At 67.9% G+C, this 18,683-nt stretch carries 15 protein-coding genes; 6 read left to right on the top strand and 9 right to left on the bottom strand.

Features of this window, described 5'->3' with window-relative positions; genetic code table 11:
• The first annotated feature begins 114 nt into the window (after window positions 1–114).
• From GA0074692_RS15815 to GA0074692_RS15805, 3 genes are all read left to right on the top strand, one after another.
• Window positions 115–1,161 carry an App1 family protein phosphatidate phosphatase gene (locus tag GA0074692_RS15815; protein ID WP_091653545.1) on the top strand — a complete coding sequence of 349 codons (1,047 nt, stop codon included), beginning with the start codon at window positions 115–117 and terminating at the stop codon, window positions 1,159–1,161.
• Between the two features lie 87 nt (window positions 1,162–1,248).
• Window positions 1,249–3,282, top strand: coding sequence for a family 10 glycosylhydrolase (locus GA0074692_RS15810; RefSeq protein ID WP_245730326.1), 2,034 nt, complete (start codon window positions 1,249–1,251; stop codon window positions 3,280–3,282).
• A 121-nt stretch (window positions 3,283–3,403) separates the two neighbouring features.
• Window positions 3,404–4,117 (top strand): hypothetical protein, encoded by a 714-nt coding sequence (locus GA0074692_RS15805; protein WP_218106678.1) that lies wholly within the window; start codon window positions 3,404–3,406, stop codon window positions 4,115–4,117.
• 79 nt (window positions 4,118–4,196) lie between these two features.
• On the opposite strand, the gene glgB is transcribed toward GA0074692_RS15805, so the two are convergent.
• Window positions 4,197–6,302: a 1,4-alpha-glucan branching protein GlgB gene (glgB, locus tag GA0074692_RS15800; RefSeq protein WP_091645362.1), complete on the bottom strand. Its 2,106-nt coding sequence runs from the start codon at window positions 6,300–6,302 to the stop codon at window positions 4,197–4,199.
• Window positions 6,290–8,383 carry an alpha-1,4-glucan--maltose-1-phosphate maltosyltransferase gene (locus GA0074692_RS15795; RefSeq protein ID WP_091645359.1) on the bottom strand — a complete coding sequence of 698 codons (2,094 nt, stop codon included), beginning with the start codon at window positions 8,381–8,383 and terminating at the stop codon, window positions 6,290–6,292. The genes glgB and GA0074692_RS15795 overlap by 13 nt, the downstream gene beginning before the upstream one ends.
• 169 nt (window positions 8,384–8,552) lie before the next feature.
• Here GA0074692_RS15795 and GA0074692_RS15790 point away from each other — a divergent pair, with 169 nt between their 5' ends.
• Complete coding sequence (locus GA0074692_RS15790; protein ID WP_091653537.1) at window positions 8,553–8,894, top strand: ArsR/SmtB family transcription factor; 342 nt, start codon at window positions 8,553–8,555, stop codon at window positions 8,892–8,894.
• 2 nt (window positions 8,895–8,896) lie between these two features.
• Window positions 8,897–9,403: an SRPBCC family protein gene (locus tag GA0074692_RS15785; RefSeq protein WP_091645356.1), complete on the top strand. Its 507-nt coding sequence runs from the start codon at window positions 8,897–8,899 to the stop codon at window positions 9,401–9,403.
• A gap of 24 nt (window positions 9,404–9,427) precedes the next feature.
• Here GA0074692_RS15785 and GA0074692_RS15780 read toward each other — a convergent pair whose 3' ends face one another.
• From GA0074692_RS15780 to GA0074692_RS15765, 4 genes are all read right to left on the bottom strand, one after another.
• A complete protein-coding gene (locus GA0074692_RS15780) occupies window positions 9,428–10,000 on the bottom strand; it encodes a GNAT family N-acetyltransferase (protein WP_091645353.1) in 573 nt (190 codons plus the stop codon).
• 110 nt (window positions 10,001–10,110) lie between these two features.
• Window positions 10,111–10,965 carry a sulfotransferase family protein gene (locus GA0074692_RS15775; protein ID WP_091645351.1) on the bottom strand — a complete coding sequence of 285 codons (855 nt, stop codon included), beginning with the start codon at window positions 10,963–10,965 and terminating at the stop codon, window positions 10,111–10,113.
• Window positions 10,966–11,561: 596 nt separating this feature from the next.
• Window positions 11,562–12,605 (bottom strand): zinc-dependent alcohol dehydrogenase family protein, encoded by a 1,044-nt coding sequence (locus GA0074692_RS15770; RefSeq protein WP_091645349.1) that lies wholly within the window; start codon window positions 12,603–12,605, stop codon window positions 11,562–11,564.
• 35 nt (window positions 12,606–12,640) lie between these two features.
• Window positions 12,641–13,927, bottom strand: coding sequence for an MFS transporter (locus GA0074692_RS15765; protein WP_091645347.1), 1,287 nt, complete (start codon window positions 13,925–13,927; stop codon window positions 12,641–12,643).
• A 136-nt stretch (window positions 13,928–14,063) separates the two neighbouring features.
• Here GA0074692_RS15765 and GA0074692_RS15760 point away from each other — a divergent pair, with 136 nt between their 5' ends.
• A complete protein-coding gene (locus GA0074692_RS15760) occupies window positions 14,064–14,963 on the top strand; it encodes a helix-turn-helix domain-containing protein (RefSeq protein WP_091645344.1) in 900 nt (299 codons plus the stop codon).
• A 413-nt stretch (window positions 14,964–15,376) separates the two neighbouring features.
• Here GA0074692_RS15760 and GA0074692_RS34005 read toward each other — a convergent pair whose 3' ends face one another.
• The 3 genes from GA0074692_RS34005 to GA0074692_RS15750 form a co-directional block, all read right to left on the bottom strand.
• Window positions 15,377–16,279 carry a hypothetical protein gene (locus tag GA0074692_RS34005; RefSeq protein WP_141725300.1) on the bottom strand — a complete coding sequence of 301 codons (903 nt, stop codon included), beginning with the start codon at window positions 16,277–16,279 and terminating at the stop codon, window positions 15,377–15,379.
• A 29-nt stretch (window positions 16,280–16,308) separates the two neighbouring features.
• A complete protein-coding gene (locus GA0074692_RS34000) occupies window positions 16,309–17,211 on the bottom strand; it encodes a hypothetical protein (RefSeq protein ID WP_141725299.1) in 903 nt (300 codons plus the stop codon).
• 697 nt (window positions 17,212–17,908) lie between these two features.
• Window positions 17,909–18,577, bottom strand: a complete 669-nt coding sequence (locus GA0074692_RS15750; protein ID WP_091645341.1) for a phosphotransferase enzyme family protein — start codon at window positions 18,575–18,577, stop codon at window positions 17,909–17,911.
• Window positions 18,578–18,683 lie beyond the last annotated feature (106 nt).

Here is an 18,683-nt window from a genome sequence, read left to right as displayed (position 1 = left end):
CCTGCGACCGGAGTGTTTCACGGGTACCGTGCCCTCGGAGGCGGATCGGCGCAGGTGGTCCCGTGGTTGATCGCTCGCGTGGCCGGTTGCCGGCGGGTGTGGCAGGGTGTCAGCGTGTCCACGCCTCCCGCCGGCCAGCTCGCCGTACCCGCCCTGCACCGCGCCGCCCGGATCGAAGACGCCGTGCACCGGTTGGTGGAACGCCGGCTGCGCCGCACCGGGTGGCAGACCAACATCATCGCGTACACCGGGTACGGCGCCCCGGGTTGGGTGCGGGTGATGTGCCGGGTGCTGCTCGGCCGGGCGGACAACCGCAAGAAGGGCCGGCTGGAGAAGGTGCGCGGCTGGCGCAGCTTCGCCACCCTGCCCGCGAAGAAGGTGACCGTCACCATCGAGGCCGGTGGCGTCCGGCACGAGACGACCGCCGACCGCAGCGGGTTCGTCAACACGGTCATCAAGGCCGACCTGCCCCCTGGGTGGGGATCGGTGCGGCTGAGTATGGCCGACGCCGAGCCGGTGGAGGCGCCGGTGCGCATCCTCGATCCGCAGGTCCGGTTCGGCATCCTCTCCGACATCGACGACACGGTGATGGTCACCGCGCTGCCCCGGCCGCTGCTCGCCGCGTGGAACACCTTCGTCCTCGACGAGCACGCCCGTGCCGCGGTGCCCGGCATGGCGGTGCTCTACGAACGTCTGGTGACCGCGCACCCCGGCGCGCCGGTCTTCTACCTCTCCACCGGCGCGTGGAACGTCGCGCCGACGCTGACCCGGTTCCTGTCCCGGCACCTCTACCCGGCCGGGCCGCTGCTGCTCACCGACTGGGGTCCCACCCACGACCGGTGGTTCCGCAGCGGCATGGAACACAAGCGGGCCACCCTGGCCCGACTGGCGAGCGAGTTCCCCGACGTGCAGTGGCTGCTGGTCGGCGACGACGGCCAGCACGACCCGGAGATCTACCGGGAGTTCGCCGCCGGACACCCCGCCAACGTGGCCGGCGTGGCGATCCGCCGGCTCTCGCCGGCCCAGTCGGTGCTCGCCGGTAGCCTCCCCGCGCCGCTGGCCGGGCAGGAGTCGTCGTCCGGGCCGGTGGGGCAGAAGTGGCTCAGCGCCCCGGACGGCGCGGGCTTGTGGAAGCTGCTCCGCGAGGCGGGCCTGGTCTGACCTGCTGAGCCACGCTTCGACTGTCCGCTATTAATCGACGGTGAAGGATACTTGCGCGTTCGCGGCGCATAGATGAAGATCTCCGTCATGATGGCTCTGCGTGTTCCGACCCTCGTCCGTACCGCGCTGGTGACAGCGCTGCTCGTCGGCGCGGGTCTGCTCGCGCAGGCACCCCAGCCGACGTCCGCGCCGCCCACCACCGTCCCGGTGGCCGTGCAGGCGGCCTGCCCGGTCGACCCGGCCACCCCGAAGCGGCAGTTCCGCGGCATGTGGGTCGCCAGCGTCGCCAACGTGGACTGGCCCAGCCGCACCGGGCTCACCGTCGCCCAGCAGCAGGCCGAGTACCGGTCCTGGCTCGACCTGGCGGTCACCAACCGGATGAACGCGGTGATCGTGCAGATCCGGCCCACCGCCGACGCCTTCTGGCCCTCGACGTACGAGCCGTGGTCGCACTGGCTCACCGGCACCCAGGGCCAGAACCCGGGCTACGACCCGCTCGGGTTCATGGTCGCCGAGGCGCACGCCCGCAACCTCGAGTTCCACGCCTGGTTCAACCCGTACCGGGTCGCCAACCACGCCGACCTCAGCCGGCTGGTGAGCACCCACCCGGCCCGGCGCAACCCGAGCTGGGTGGAGACCTACGGCGGTCAGCTCTACTACAATCCGGGCATCCCGGCGGTACGGGCCTTCGTGCAGGACGCCATGATGGACGCGGTCAGCCGCTACGACATCGACGGCGTGCACTGGGACGACTACTTCTACCCGTACCCGGTCAGCGGGGTGAGCTTCCCCGACCAGGACACCTTCGCCCAGTACGGCGCCGGGTTCAGCAACATCAACGACTGGCGGCGCAACAACGTCAACCTGCTGGTCCAGGAGATGGGCCAGAAGATCCACGCGGCGAAGTCCTGGGTCAGCTTCGGGATCAGCCCGTTCGGCATCTGGCGCAACGCCAGCACCGACCCACTCGGCTCCCGCACCAGCGGACTCCAGTCGTACGACTCGATCTACGCCGACACCCGCCGGTGGGTCAAGCAGAACTGGGTCGACTACATCGCCCCGCAGATCTACTGGCACATCGGGCACCCCGCCGCCGACTACGCCGAACTCGTCCGCTGGTGGTCCGGGGTGACCACCGGGACCAACGTGCAACTCGTCGTCGGGCAGGCCACCTACCGGTCCGGCGCGTCCGGCCAGGACCCGGCCTGGCAGAACGCCGGCGAACTGACCAGCCACTTCACCCTGAACCGTAGCTACCCGCAGGTGGTCGGGGACATCCACTTCAGCGCCAAGGACGTCCGCGCCAACCGGATCGGCGCGATGGCCCGGGTGGTCGCCGACCACTACAGCCGGCCGGCGCTGCTGCCCGTACCGCTGGCCCGGGGTGGGGCCGCGCCCGGCGCGCCGACCCTGAGCTCCGCGACGCGGGGGAGCGGTGGGGTCACCCTGACCTGGCAGCGTCCGACCACCGGCACCACCACCGGGTACGCGGTGTACCGCCTCCCCGGCGACGGCCCGGTCGACGCCTGCGCGCTGGCCGACAGCCGGCATCTGATCGCGACCGTCCGCGCCTCCGGTGCCACCGGCACCTACCTCGACACGACGGCGGCGGCCGGCAGCACCTACCGGTACCTGGTCACCGCGCTGCACCGGCTGCACCACGAGAGCGCGCCGAGCGCGGCCCGGACCGTGCCTGGCGACGGCTCCGGCGCGTTCAGCGTGATCGTGGACAACACCACCACGGGCGGCTTCACCGCCAGCGCCAACTGGGGCACCTCGACCTTCCTGAGCACCCGGTACGGCAGCAACTACCGGTTCGCCAACCCGCAGTCGGTGAGCGACGTGGCCTGGTTCAGCGCGACGATCCCGGCCACCGGCAGCTACCGGGTCGAGGTCTGGTACCCGGCCGATCCCGGCTACAACAGCGCCACCCCGCACCTGGTGGCCACCAGCACCGGGAACGTCACGGTCACCGTCGACCAGCGCTCCGGCGGCGGCCAGTGGCGGACGCTGGGCACCTACTCCCTGGCGGCCGGCACCCGGCAGGTGGTCGGGGTGAGCCGGTGGACCGCCGGCACCGGCTACGTCATCGCCGACGCCGTACGCATCACCCGCCTCTGACGGACGCCATCGGCGGGTGATCCACACGGTTTCGGCGATACGGGGGTGTCCCGGGCAACTGGACACCCCCGTATCGGCGATACGCAGTACACGGGCCTCATCCTGGATCATGCTCTGTAGCTTGGAGATCATGTCCGGAAGTTTCGTTTCGCCGACGCACAAGGCCCGGGGCCGCGGCAAGCCCGGCACGTTGACCCAACGGCGGGGGAGCCGTCCGAGCACCCGCCGTCTTGCCTCGGTGGCGCTTGCCGCTGCGGCGTGCATCTCACTGGCGGCCTGCCAGTTTTCCCGACCCGCTGGACCAGCCCAGCCGTCACGTACGGTGAGCTCCTCGGAGTTCTCCACGCTGGATGCCGCAGGCGTCGAAAGGATCCGCAGCGAGCGCAGGGCCCGGCTGGACCTGAGCAGCGGCAAGCTGATGAAGTCGGCGGTCGGGCTGACCGACAGCAGCTACGGCCCGGAGATCAACACTCGGCGCGAAGGCAAGATCGCCCTGAGTATCGCCGCGCCCAAGGGAACGATTGAAGCCCGCACAGACCGCATCCGCTTCAACACCACCAACGCCCGTCCCGATTTCAGCGAGGTGACCTACTTTCTGACTGCGTCGTCGGCCGAGGAGTTCTTCGCGCTGATCCGCGACGGGGTACAGAAGTACGGCATCGACAGCGACTCCGCCGAGGGCTGGATCAGTTCGGCGAGCGCCGATCCGGGAATGCAGAGCGACTTCTCCATAACAAGCGGCACCAGCACGGGCCTCGAGGTGAACTACGACCTGCGCTTCGACGGCAGCAAGGACATCCAGGTCATCATCGTGCACATCAGCCCGGCGGAATAGCCGGCCCTTGATTCCCTTCGCCGATCGTGGTGGGAAACGGCCTCTGGGGGCACATTCCCACCACGATCACGGCGGGTCATCAGGCGGCCGGGCGGAGCCAGAGGGCGCCGAGTGGGGGGACCTGGAGGGCGGCCGAGGTCGGGAAGCCGTGCCACGGGACGCTCTCCGCCTGCACCGAACCCAGGTTGCCCACGCCCGACCCGCCGTAGTGGTGCGCGTCGGTGTTGACGACCTCCGTCCAGGTGCCGCCGGCCGGTAGGCCGACCCGGTAGTCGTGCAGCGGGCGGGCGGAGAAGTTGGCCACGCAGACCAGGGTCGAGCCGTCCGGGGCGATCCGGACGAACGACACGGTGTTGTTGGCGACGTCGTCCCCGGCGATCCAGCGGAACCCGGCCGGGTCGATGTCCTGCGCCCACAGTGCCGGGGTGGCCCGGTAGACCGCGTTCAGGTCCTTGACCAGCCGTTGCACGCCGGCCCGCGCCGGGTCGTGCAGCAGGTACCAGTCGAGACCGCGTTCCTCGCTCCACTCCCGCTCGTCGCCCAGCTCGCAGCCCATGAAGAGGAGCTGCTTGCCCGGGTGCGCCCACATGTACGCCAGCAGCGCCCGTACGTTGGCCAGCTTCTGCCAGGTGTCGCCGGGCATCTTGCCGACCAGCGACCCCTTGCCGTGCACCACCTCGTCGTGGCTGATCGGCAGCACGTAGTTCTCGCTGAACGCGTACGCCAGGGAGAAGGTGAGCTGATGGTGGTGGTGCTGCCGGTAGATCGGGTCCTTCGAGGTGTAGAGCAGGGTGTCGTGCATCCAGCCCATGTTCCACTTGAACCCGTACCCGAGCCCGTTGTCGCTGGTCGGCCGGGTCACGCCGGGCCAGGCGGTGGACTCCTCGGCGATCATCACCACCCCGGCGTGGTGCTTGTAGACGGTGGCGTTGACCTCCTGCATGAAGGCGATCGCCTCGAGGTTCTCCCGGCCGCCGTACTGGTTGGGCACCCACTGCCCCTCGCCGCGCGAGTAGTCCAGGTAGAGCATGGACGCGACGGCGTCGACCCGCAGCCCGTCGACGTGGAACTCGTCGACCCAGTAGAGCGCGTTGGCGACCAGGAAGTTGCGCACCTCTCGGCGGCCGAAGTCGAAGACGTACGTGCCCCAGTCGGGGTGCTCGCCGCGACGTGGGTCGGGGTGCTCGTAGAGCGGGGTGCCGTCGAACCGCGCGAGGGCCCACTCGTCCTTGGGGAAGTGCGCGGGCACCCAGTCCAGGATCACCCCGACGCCGGCCGCGTGCAGGGTGTCGACCAGGTGGCGGAACTCGTCCGGGTCGCCGAACCGGGAGGTCGGGGCGTAGTAGCCGGTGACCTGGTAGCCCCAGGAGCCGCCGAACGGGTGCTCCATCACCGGCAGGAACTCCACGTGCGTGAAGCCCAGGTCGGTGACGTACGCAGTCAACTGCTCGGCCAGCTCCCGGTAGCCGAGGCCGGGCCGCCACGAGCCGAGGTGCACCTCGTACACGCTCATCGGTTCCTGGTGCGGCTGCCGCTTCGCCCGGCGCTCCAGCCAGGCCGCGTCGGACCATTCGTACGCCGAACGGTGCACGACCGACGCGGTGGCCGGCGGCACCTCGGCGTACGCGGCCATGGGGTCGGCCTTGTCCCGCCAGTGCCCGTCCGCGCCGAGGATGCGGTACTTGTACCGCTGCCCGACGGTGACCCCGGGGACGAGGATCTCCCAGACGCCGCTCGAGCCGAGGGAGCGCATCGGCCAGCCGTCGTCCGGACCCCAGCCGGTGAACTCACCGACCACCCGCACGCCGCGCGCGTTCGGAGCCCACACCGCGAACGCCACCCCGGCGTCGGTGACCCGCGCGCCGAGCGCCTCCCAGAGCCGCTCGTGCCGCCCCTCGGCGATCAGGTGCAGGTCCAGCTCACCGAGGGTGGGCAGGTGCCGGTACGGGTCGTCGTGCGCGGTGCCGCCGACCTCGACCCGGTAGTCGGTCACAGTCCCCGGCACGGTCGCCTCGAAGATCCCCGCGTCGTGCACCCGGCGCATCTCGTGCCGGCCGCCGTCGGCCAGCAGGGTCACCCCGGCCGCACCCCGCCGCAGCGTACGGACGGTGGTGCGCCCGTCGGCGGGGTGCGCGCCCAGGATGGCGTGCGGGTCGTGGGCCACGCCGGCGATCAACTGCTCCATGGCACATCCTTGTCAGCGGGGGCGACCGGTGCGGTGCCGCCGGAGAGATCGTCCGGGACCGCCTCGACGGTCAGCTCGGTCGGGACGTTGGCGGTGGTCGGCGTGGGCTCGACGGGCGCGGGCTGCCGCACCGTGAACACGTGCGCGGGTTGCAGGTACGGGTCGAGCCGTACCGCGTTGCGCTGTCCCCAGTCGTACGTCGCCCCGGTCAGCTCGTCGTGCACGGTGAAACGGTCGTGCCAGTCGAGGCCGAGAGCGGGCATGTCCAGGGTGGTGTTGCCCCACTGCACCTGCTCGGCGTCGAACGAGCAGACCACCAGCACGGTGTTGCCGGTGTCCGAGTCCCGCTTCGACCAGCACAGCAGGTTCGGATTGTCGATCTCGTGGAACACCAGGTTGCGCAGCCGGTGCAGGGCCGGGTTGTCCCGGCGTACCCGGTTGAGCGTGGCGACGAACGGCGCGAGCGACCGGCCCTGCTCCTGCGCGCCGGCCCAGTCCCGGGGGCGTAACTCGAACTTCTCGTTGTCGAGATACTCCTCCGCGCCGGGACGGGCCTCGTGCTCGAACAGCTCGTACCCGGCGTACATGCCCCAGGAGGGGGAGAGCAGGCTGGCCAGCACCGCCCGGATCTTGAACATCGGCGGCCCGCCGTGCTGCAACGTCTCGTGCAGGATGTCCGGCGTGTTGGGCCAGAAGTTGGGCCGCATGTAGTCGGCCGCCGCGACCAGCTCCGCGCAGTACTCGCGCATCTCGGCGGGCGTGGTCCGCCAGGTGAAGTACGTGTACGACTGGGTGAAGCCGATCTTGCCGAGGCCGTGCATCATCGCCGGCCGGGTGAACGCCTCGGCGAGGAAGAGCACGTCCGGGTCGACCTGCTTGACCTCCCCGATCAGCCAGTGCCAGAAGTCGACCGGCTTGGTGTGCGGGTTGTCGACCCGGAAGATCTTCACGCCCTCGCCGACCCAGTGCAGCACCACCCGCAGGATCTCGGCCCGGATGCCCTCCGGGTCGTTGTCGAAGTTCAGCGGGTAGATGTCCTGGTACTTCTTCGGCGGGTTCTCCGCGTACGCGATGGTGCCGTCGGCCCGGGTGGTGAACCACTCCGGGTGCTCGGTCACCCACGGGTGGTCGGGCGCGCACTGCAACGCCAGGTCCATCGCCACCTCCAGGCCCACGTCGGCCGCGGCGGCGAGGAAGTCGCGGAAGTCGTCTGGCGTACCCAGGTCGGGGTGGAGGGCGTCGTGGCCGCCCTCGGCCGCGCCGATCGCCCACGGCGAGCCGACGTCGTCCGGCCCGGCGGTCAGGGTGTTGTTGCGGCCCTTGCGGTTGATCCGGCCGATCGGGTGGATCGGCGGCAGGTAGAGCACGTCGAAGCCCATCGCGGCGACCCCGGGCAGCCGCTCCATTGCGGTGACGAAGGTGCCGGACTGGGCGGGCGCGTCGACGGTGGCCGGGATCGCCCCCTCCGAGCGGGGGAAGAACTCGTACCAGGCGGAGAAGAGGGCGCGCGGCCGGTCCACCCAGATGGCGTACTCGTCGGCCGGGGTGACCAGCTCGCGGACCGGATACTCCCAGAGCAGCTCGGCCAGCTCCAGGGCCGGGGCGACCCGGCGCGGCAGAGGTCGCGCGGTGTCGAGCAGCGCCTGGGTCGCCGCCCGCACGCGCCTACGTTCAGCGGTCGGCACCGTGGTCGCGGCGGCGTCCAGCACCCGCGCTCCCTCGGCCAGGTCGTTCGCCAGCTCCGCCGCCCCCTGCCCGGCGGCGATCTTCTTCGTCACCGCGTTCTGCCAGGTCAGATACGGGTCGGCGAACGCCTCGACGGTGAACGTCCAGCGGCCGACGGCGTCCGGGCGGATGGTGGCGTGCCAGCGGTCCTGCCCCGGCTCGCCGGGCCGCATCCGCACCGGCGGGCGCTGCCGCCCGTCCGGGCCCCGCCACACAACCATGCAGCCCAGCGCGTCGTGCCCCTCCCGGTAGGCGCGGGCGGACACCGGCACCAACTCGCCGACGACCGCCTTGGCCGGGTAGCGACCGCAGGCCACCGAGGGGGTGATGTCTTCGATCGGGAACCGTCCAGTCACCCCGTCAACCTACTGCCCGAGATCCCTTCGCGCTCAGCCGAGCGCTCCTGTTGTCGGGTTGCAACCACCCCGTGGACGCAACCGCCAGCCTGCGGTCGTCATCCGACAAGACTCGCCCGCGATCCCCAACCGGCTTGACGCATTCCGTTGAGGGAATATGATGGCTGTCATGGCACGAGCAGCGACGACGTCGGACGCGTTCAACGCGATCGCCGAGCCGCAGCGCCGGGACATCCTGGCGCTGCTGCGGTCGGGCGAGTGGCCGGTGACTGACCTGGCCCAGGAACTGGGGATGAGCCAGCCGCAGGCGTCCAAGCACCTGCGGGTGCTTCGGGAGGTGGGGTTGGTGCGGGTCCGTGGGGCGGGCAAGCAGCGCCTCTACGGCTTGGATGCCCGCGGGCTGCGGCCAATCCACGAGTGGGTCGGCGGATTCGAGCGGTTCTGGAACGAGAGTTTCGACCGGCTGGACACCTACGTGCAGGACCTCAAACAGACACAGCAGGAGGAATGACGATGGCAGGGGCAAGGCAAGAAACGCGGGCAGAGTCGGCGACGGCAGACCGGGAGATCGTGATCTCCCGGATCATCGACGCCCCGCAGGAGCTGGTGTTCGAGGCGTTTACCGAAGTCCGGCACCTGTCGCGGTGGTGGGGTCCGGAGGGGTTCACCACCACCACGCGGTCCTTCGAGTTCCGTGAGGGCGGAGTCTGGGACTTCGTGATGCACGGACCGGACGGGACCGGCTACTCCGAGTGGATCACCTGGACCGAGATCGTCCCACCGGAGCGGATTGCGCTGCTGCACGGTGAGTCCCGCGACGACCCGAACGCCTTCGAGTCGACCCTGGCCTTCGCGCCGCACGGCACCGCGACCCGGATCGTGATGCGCACGGTCTTCCCCACCAGACAACTGCGCGACCAGGCCGTGGAGAAGTACCACGCGATCGAGGGCGGCGAGCAGACGCTGAGCAACCTGGCGGCCTACGTCGCCGAGGTCGCGCAGAAGAAGGAGGGTCGCTGATCGCCCCTAAGGTGTTCCTCAGACTCAGCGGGCGGGAACCGGCTCGAACGACGGCCGCCACTCTCGCCTGATCAGCCCGTACACGTACGAGTCGGAGACCTCGCCGTTCACGACGCAGTCCTCCCGCAACGTTCCCTCACGCACGAACCCGAGCTTCTCCAGCACTCGGGCAGATGCCACGTTGCGGGTATCGGTCTCAGCCTGGACACGATTCAGGTCCAGCGTGTCGAATGCCCACCGCAGCAAGGCGTGCGCGGCCTCCGTCGCGTAGCCGTGGCCCCACGCTGCATCGCCGAAGCAGTAGCCCAGCGATGCGCTGCGGTAGTCCGGATTCCACCGGTTCAGGCTGCACCAGCCGATGAACGTGCCGTCGGAGACCCGATCCACGGCCAGCCGTGCTCCGGTGCCCGCCTCTGCCATCTGCCGGCAAGCCGTGATGAACCGCTCAGAGCGTGCGCGTTCGCTCCACGGTGGCGCGTCCCAGTAGCGCAGCACGTAGGCGTTGCTGTGCAGCGCGAAAAGGTCGTCTGCATCCGCGTCGTCGAAGGGACGCAGTCTGAGGCGAGTGGTGTGCAGCGTGGGGGTGGGCAGCGACATGGCCGTGATGTCCCCTCCTGTGATTGGTGGCCGATCAACCAGACATCCGGTGCTGGCCGCTCGCAATGGGTTTTCCCGGCGGGCGGGCTCAAGAGACGGCCGGAAAGCCGTCACTCATATCCCATGGCCGGGATGACCTTGCCGAGTGCTTCGTCGATGCACTCGCGGGTCTCGTCGTCGAATTGGTCGTCGCGGCTCGTCAGCTTGTGCGACTGGAACGTTGACGGGGTGGCGAAGTCGTCGACGTCGAGCCGTTCGAACAGGGCGCGGCGCTGCCCGGGCCAGTCGGCTGCAAGATCTTCCGCTTTCACCTCGATGTATCGCCGGCCCGTCAGGTCGACCGTGTTCTTCCAGGTGAGCCATCGGTGGTAGACCGGCTTGAGGTAGGCGAGCGCGCCGTCGACGGTGGGCGGTGCCCATGGCTGGGCCAGGTGGGATGCGAGCACTGAGACCGGGTGACGCTTGATGTGCACGATGGTCGCCTCGGGGACCAGTTCCCAGAGGAACTCCATGCACAGCAGGTTGAACGGTGTCTTCTCGCACCAGGTCGGTTTGCCCGCGTCGGCGGCTGCTCCGCCGAACATGGTGTCGATCAGCCCCCGCAGGATTCCGAGCAGTTCGCCCCGGTCGCTGAAATATCTGGGAAGTACCCGCCGGCGGCTCAGTGGCTCGAACGGCCCGGCAGGCCGGTCGGCGTTCCCGAAGCCTTCTGCGGGCGCAGGTTCGTCGTAGGTGTACGCGATCAACTGCGGCCAGAGCTGTTGCACCGCGTCCCGGTAGCGCCGCTCGCCGACCAGTTCGGGAACGGTCTTGCCGCGATCGTCGCGTCGGCCGGGCACTCGTACGGTGAGGAAGTCGCTCAGCCGGTGCAGGGCGTCCTCGCCGACGGTGGGGTCGTATCGATCGGTGAGCGCGTCGGCCAGGTCCCGCAGGCCACCCGGGTCGACGAGAAACCGGGTCTCCATGGGAATCCGATGGATCAACGGATGTTCGCCGATGATGTCGGCGATCCGAGACGTTCCCGAACGACCCGTACCCGCGACGAAGACCGGTGAGGGGGAAGGCATGCCGAGCAGTCCAGCTCTCAGCCCGGCGTCTGGGCAAGCCATTTATCCCCCTCACCCGCCGCTACGGGCCGACCCCGTACCCGCCGCGCGCCGCGTACGTGCCGGACGGCCGCCTCCAAGAGGCGAGCAGCGAATGCTTGTTGGGGCCAGGAGGCGATCAGGGTGGGCGGGTGTCTGGCCTGCGTGACGACGGCGGGGTGGATTGGTGGCAGAGCCGAGGTCGGCGGGATGTGGCGCGCCTGTGCACCTTCCGCGAGGCGTGCTGTCGGGCAGGCGCAGGCCGGTTTGCCCATAGCGACATCGGGTCGGCGTGGCATATATCCAGCACGCGAGCCGAATCTTGGACAGTTACCGTTCAGCGAGGACGGTAACTGTCCAAGATCTGGCGGCGGCGCGGCCGGCGCGAGCCGGGTCATCCTCGGCGGAATGCTCCCCGAGCCTTGGATCGACCAAGCCGACCATCGGCGCGGAGACCTCGGGGGCCGTGCACGGGGTCAGGGCTGGATGAGGACCTTGAGGCTTCTGCGGGCGTCCATGTCCTGGTAGCCGGCGGGCACCCCGTTGAGGTCGGTGGTGGCGTCGAAGACCTTGCCGGGCTCGATGGTGCCGTCGAGGATGTCGGGCATCAGTTCCTCGATGTACGCGCGCACGGGGGCGGGGCCGCCGGCGAGGACGATGTTGTGGCGGAAGAGGCTGCCGAAGCCGATGGGCGCGTTCTCGTACTGGGGGACGCCGACGCGGCTGATCACGCCGCCGGGGCGGACGACGCCGATGGCCTGCTCGTAGGCGGACATGTGGCCGACGGCTTCGAGCACGGCGTCGGTGCCGTGGCCGCCGGTCAGTTCCCGGACCTTGGCGATGCCCTCGTCGCCCCGGTCGGCGACCACGTCGGTGGCGCCGAACTCGATGCCCAGGTCGGTGCGGGCCTGGTGGCGGCCCATGAGGATGATCCGCTCGGCGCCGAGGCGCTTGGCCGACAGCACGGCCAGGAGCCCGACGGCGCCGTCGCCGACGACGGTGACGGTGCTGCCCTTGCGCACGCCGCCCTTGATGGCGGCGTGGTAGCCGGTGCCGAAGACGTCGGCGAGGGTGAGCAGGGACGGGATGAGCGCGGAGTCCGCGGCGACGGGCAGCTTGACGAGGGTGCCGTCGGCGAGGGGGACGCGGATCGCTTCGGCCTGCCCGCCTTCGTCGGGGATGCCGTCCCAGAAGTTGGCCTGGGGGTGGGAGCAGGAGGTCTGCAGGTTCTCGCGGCAGAACTGGCAGGTGTTGTCGGAGACGGCGAACGGTGCGACGACCAGGTCACCGCGCTTGAGGGTGGTCACCTCGGAGCCGGTGTCCTCGACGATGCCGATCAGTTCGTGGCCCACCCGGGCCGGGCCGTTCTCGGGAGACATCGAGTGGTACGGGTGCAGGTCGCTGCCGCAGATGCAGGACGCGGTGATCCGTAGCAGCGCGTCGGTGGGCAGCTTGATCGTGGAGTCCGGGACGTTCTCGACGCGGACGTCGCCGGCACCGTACATGAGAGTCGCGCGCATGATCCTCTTCTTCCTTCGATTTCTTCCGGGGGTTGTCAGATGGCGGTGCCGGCTCCGGCCAGCGCGTTGGCTGTCCTGGCATCGCCCGATCCGCGCGTACGCGGGGCGCGGTGGCGGGCAATGAGGGCCAACGCCACCGCGGGGATCACCGCCAGGACGACGATGACCAGGCCGACGGCGGCGGGGCCGGTGGCTCCGAGCGTGGAGGCCAGCGCCAGGCCCGCGATCCAGGAGCCGATGGCGGTACCGGCGTTGAACGCCGACACGGTCAGCGAGGACCCGAGCGTGGGCGCGCGTCCGGCGAAACGCACGGCGAGGGCGATCAGCACCGGGTTCGCGCCCAGCCCGAAGAACCCGAGCAGCACGACCACACCTGCGGTCAGCCACGGCATACCCGATGCCAGGCAGATCATGACCAGCAGAATCGCGGTGGCAACGGGTGCCACAAGCGTGACCACGTGCGGGTGAGCGTCGCCGAGACGGCCGGCCACCAGTGAACCCACCAGGGCTCCGACGCCGAACCCGACCAGCGCCAGCGGCACCAGCCTCGCCGGCACACCTGCCTGGTCGGTGAGCAGCGGCGCGATGTAGGAGTACGCGGCAAGGACACCACCGGTGGTCGCCGCGCAGCCGGCAAGGGCCAGCCACAACCGGCCGGAACGCAGTACGGCCAGTTCGGAACGCACCGACACCGACTGGGCGCGTCCCTCCTGGTGCGGGACGTGCCGGGAGATCAGGACGGTGGCGGCCAGCGCCAGCACCGCGAGCGCCCAGAACGTGCCCCGCCATCCGACGAGTTGCCCGGCGAACGCGCCGAGCGGAACGCCCAGCGCCGTGGCCAGCATTCCTCCGGCGTTCACCAGACCCATGGCCCGCACTCCGCGCGCCGGCCCCGCGACGCGGGTCGCCACCACGGCGGCCAGCGCCCAGAACGCGCCGGTGGCGAACGCGGTGACAAACCGTGCCAGCAGCAGAACCGCGAAGGTGTCACCGACTGCCACCACGATATGGCCGATCGCGAAGACCACCAGCGCGACGACGAGGGTCACGCGCTGCGGCAGCCGCAGCGTGAGCATCGCCATCAGCGGCGCACCGACGATCATCCCGATCGCGAACACCGTGATCAGCAGGCCCGTCCGAGCGACACTGACCCGCAGGTCACCGGCGATATCCGGCAACACACCTGCCACGATGAACTCGGTCGTGCCCATCAGGAACGTCCCCAGGGCGAGGATGTAGATCAACAAGGGCAGTGCAGCGGAACGGGTCGCGCCCGCGTCGGCCCGGGAACCGCCGTTCAGGGGAGTGGTTTCTCCCTGCATACATGAACTCCTGTGCAGCTTCGGAAGCGTCTTTGCATCCATTTGAGCGCCGCACCGGGGCACGAAAAAGGTGGCGTTTATAGGGGGTACAACCTCTACCCCCGCAAGCAGGCTCAGCCCCGCTTACCGTGGGAACATGCCCGACCCGGCCGACAGCCGCACCACCATTCGTGACTTCCTGGTCAGCCGCCGCGCCAGGATCAGCCCCGAGCAGGCAGGGCTGCCCGCCGGCAGCCGGCGCCGTGTACCCGGCCTGCGCCGGGAGGAGGTCGCCGTCCTCGCCGGCGTCAGCACCGAGTGGTACACGAGGCTGGAAAAGGGCCACATCAGCGGAATCTCCGAAGACGTCCTCGACGCCGTGGCCCGAGCACTGCACCTCGACGACGACGAACGCAGCTACCTGTTCGACCTCGCCCACGCCGCCCGGCCGAAATCCCGCCGGAATCCCCGACGCACCGAAGCGAAGGTCGAACCCCACCTGCAGTGGCTGATCGATTCCGTCACGATGTCGGCAGCATTCCTGCGCAACGGACGCCTCGACGTGGTCGCCAGCAACGCGCTCGCCCGCGCACTGCACGAACCCATGTTCAGCAGCGACACCACGACAGCCAACGGCAGAGCGAACTTCGCCCGCTACCACTTCCTCGACCCGGCATCACAAGACTTCTTCGTGGACTGGGAAGCTGGTGCCGCCGCGACCGTCGCCCTGCTGCGCGCCGAGGCCGGTCGACACCCCGGAGACCGGCTGCTGCGGGAACTCGTCGGCGAACTCTGCACCCTCAGCACCGAGTTCCGGACCATGTGGGCGGCGCACGACATCCGCATCCGGCACGAGGGAGTCAAACGTCTGCAGCACCCTGTCGTCGGCGCACTGGAACTGACCTATCAGCCCCTCGCGCTGCCGGCACCATCGCGCGCCGTACACGAACTGACCGTGTACACCGCCGAGCCGGGAACCATTCACGAAGAGCGGTTGAAGATCCTCGCCACCTGGTCGGCGACCGCCATCGCCGAAGCCGCCCACCGCTCTGACTGACGACAGGAACTCCGACCACAAGAACCCCGGAAACGCTGCATCCGCTGGCTGCAACCGCAGCACGCCGCAGGATCAGCTACGTCTGCTGTGACCAGTTCGCTGCGCGGACACGTCACCGCGCTATCGGAGCGGAAGCCAACATCGCGGGCCGGAGGGTGCGGACACCGGCGGCGCCGTCATCACCCCAAAGCCAAGCCGCGTAAAGGCCAGAGATCCCTGCCACCGAGCCTCATCGCCGCGCAGGAGGCGACCCGCAAGCCGCACCTCTCACGGCGCATCCGCGTCGAGCATGCCATCGGGCACCCGAAGGCCGCACCGCGCCTTCACGGAGAAACGCGGTGCCGCCAACCATGCGCGAGGTCGTTAGGGCCGCCGCTGGCGCAATGCGAGATTTACGTGAGCGCCATCCTTGGTCAATCCGGCGCACGAGGGCCGCAGGTGGGCAATGGCGGCTCGTGCGTCGTCCAGCGAAGCTCCTTGCAGTACGTTAGTGTTCGGGCTGGGAGCGTCCATTTGTATTGCGCGGGCTCGAATCCCCTAATGCCCATTTCTCCGCAACACGCATACAGCAAATCGCCATTTTTGATTGTTCGAATTTTTGGTACGCCGTCGACCACGAGTCCGATTGTTAGATAATAAGAGAATGGCTGTTCCAGGTAACCCATTTCTTCCCATTTGTATGCCATAAAGCTATCGAAGTCAAACACCGCATTCAGCTGTTCTCCAGCCTCCAGTGAGTGGAGCCTTCCGCCGAGTCCGAGGAATTCGCCATTGGACGCGAGGAAGTCTTCATCTGCCTGCGCAGATGGTGGCATCAACTCAATTTCGGAAAAGTCTGACTCGATGTTAGGGGCGCCATCTGCGGATGATGGGGGCGTTGGCGAGTTGGACACGGTATCGTGGCAATGTAGCGCGACCCAGTTTTCCTCTTTGGTTGCAAGGTTAATTGGTGCCACCTGGATTGCGATAAGGTCCTGCACCTCCACCAGTACTTCGCGTTTTGCCTTTATCGATAAAGAATGTACCGGATTTCCTCCTGCTGGAAGGGCGCCGTTCTGCTGTGCCCACGTCGAGTATTGTTGACAGTTCTGCATATCTTGTGGAGGTATTTTCTTGGCTATTCTTTCGGGGGCCATCAGGGACGTTGTGATCATCCTGCTGGTGCCATGGGCAGTAGAAGTCACATCAACTGACGCATGGGGATCAAGCGAAGCAAGCGAGCCTTCGGCAGTATTCGGCTGCTCTGACTGCTTCGCCCTAAAAGCAAATGTCGCGGCGAACGTTAGGACGCCGCTCGTTACCCAGATGGTAATCACTTGAGCAGTCGACCGCGTGGCGAGCATAATCAAGAGCTTCTTTCGATAGGTGGGCCTGAACCGTCAGGCTTCCACTGGCCATCAGTCACGCTGAGGTGGTATCTCGCCCCGTAGTGCGGCGCTAGGGCGGTGCTTCGAAATGGCTTACCGTAGTCATCAACAACAAGCACTTCCTCTTTATTGTCCACAAGCAGGGTCATTTCTATTACCCACTCGCAGTATGATTGAGATGTCTGCGCTTGTATGTCTATCGACAGCGGCTCGTCAAGTGATAGCGTGAGAGAATGGCGGTCGAAATAGGCTTCCCCTAGTTCTCCACTTCCTTCTTGTCTTGTGCGGGCCACGCTTTTCGGCTCATCTAGATCGAACCCAATTTCTAGCGGCTCCTCGGCGCCCTCTGATCCTTGGTATAAGTATGTTCCAGATAGCGGCGGCAGGCGTCTGTCCACTCTTGCGCGGATGCCCGTGACGGGCACTGGCTTAACCCATTGGCCAAGCAGTTCTATGCGGATCCTCGTATAGGTCAGCGACTGTCCCCCGTGTACTCCTGCGATACCGCCTGCGAGCCCAGAAGCGTCATCCACAATCTCTCTCCGTCTTCCTCTCAGAAGCTTTTCTTCCTGATCCGACGTAAACGTCTGACCGAAAAGCCAAACTTGGGAGTCGGAAGACCGATCGTGGTAGCGAGCACCTGTAGCAATTGGAGGCTTATTCCTGGCTCTCGTCCGCTCTGCTCGTTCAACAGCCCTGTCGTCGCGCACCGCTTGCCCTGGAGCGACTTTTCGTTCAAGTGCGACAGCGGCAACCGCGCCGAGAAATGCGGTTCCCACAGCCCCGCCGATTTTAAGAATAAGGTCACGCCTGGACGTGGATTTATCCGCTTGCGACGACTCCTCTTCCGGTTGCGGCGGCCGATGGGTCGTAGCAGCCACCTCGTTTCCTTCCGGGCTATTCGTGGTCGTTTCTTCCTTTCTCTGCGCAGCGGTCCCGCCGCCCCGAAGCCTTGCTTCTCGACTTTGCGATCTTGGCTTTGATTGCCGCTTCGCGGTCTCGTTGTGCGCTTGTGATCGGCGGGTTTTTCTGCGCGACATAAAAATCACTCCGCTAGCGATCAATCGATGGCCTTACATCGTACCTGCCCTCGGCAGCCTTGGGTGGCAAGGTGGGTTGCACCTCGATGATGACGGAGAGGAACTTCAGGCGGCACCATGTGGTGCCCCTGAAGTACCAGGGCAGCTTGCCCTGCAACGGGCTGTCCGCACAGCAGAGCCTCATCCGGGTACAGCATGCAGAGGCGCCCAAATCCATGATCGATCCAAGACACGCCGAGCTAGCCGGGAACAGCACTTGGAAAGCGGGTGATTCCGAAGGGAAGCTACAGATCTTGAAAGGCTAGGTTGAGCCGGTGTCGAGGGTCAGGCCCGTATGGGCGAGAAAGCCGTCGAGTAGGTCGGGGCGGTACTGGATGCGCTTGAGCCGGTTCTTGATGATGGCGAGGAGGTAGTCGACGCCTCGGACGGCGAGGTTGCCGATGCTGCGTTTGAGGTGTGACCAGACGCCTTTTCAGGCCGCTCGAACTTCGGCGAGCCGTCTGACTGCGTACTCGTCGTCCCAGCAGACGGCGGCTTCTCATGCGGCCGACGCTTGCCCGGCGATGTCGAGCGCGTCGTCGTCGAGGCCGGCGGCGTTGTCGGGCAGCACGAGGTCGAGGTCGGGGACGTCGACGTGCGACTCGTCCCAGTCGATCAGCGCGACCTGATTCGCGGTCATGCGGACGTTGCCGGGGTTGTTGGGGTTGCCGTGGACGACGCATGTCTGACGTCCGGTGAGCCGCGCCCACGCTGCTCGGCATCGGGCAACGCTCTCCGGGGGCATCGCGCCGAGGTCGATCTTCGTACCGGTCTCGGCGTGCAGGAGGTCGGTCGACGATCGCCAGCCTGGGCGCTGCGGCCAGCCCCGGGTCAGCCGATGCAGCTCGCGGAGCGTGTCGGCCATGCGACGCCAGTCGGCCTGCGTCTCGGGCGGTCCGCCATCCAGGTAGGTCATCACCACCAGACCATCGGCGAACAGCCGGCCGTCCGTAGTCGGGATCGGGACCGGCACGGTCAGACCTTCACGGTCGAGGTGTTGGAGGAGTCCTGTCTCCCACGCGAGATCAGCGTCGCTCCTGGTGCCGAGACGACCGACCGCGAGGCGCCCGTCGACGCGCACGCTCCACACGTCGTTGGCGACCCCGCCAGCGAGCGGTTCGATGCGCGCGACGTCGTCACCCCATTGCCCGAGTGCCTCCCACCCCACTGGCCATACCTTACGGGGCTCCGAACATCCGGATGGCCGCGCGGGACGTGGCAGAACGGTCACGCAACCAGCGCCGGCATGACAGTGCGTTTGCGCCACGACCGCA

The sequence above is a fragment of the Micromonospora pallida genome (assembly GCF_900090325.1).
Taxonomy (GTDB): Bacteria; Actinomycetota; Actinomycetes; order Mycobacteriales; family Micromonosporaceae; genus Micromonospora; species Micromonospora pallida.
Note: the sequence above shows the minus strand (reverse complement) of the source record. Positions and strands in the feature narration are given on the sequence as shown.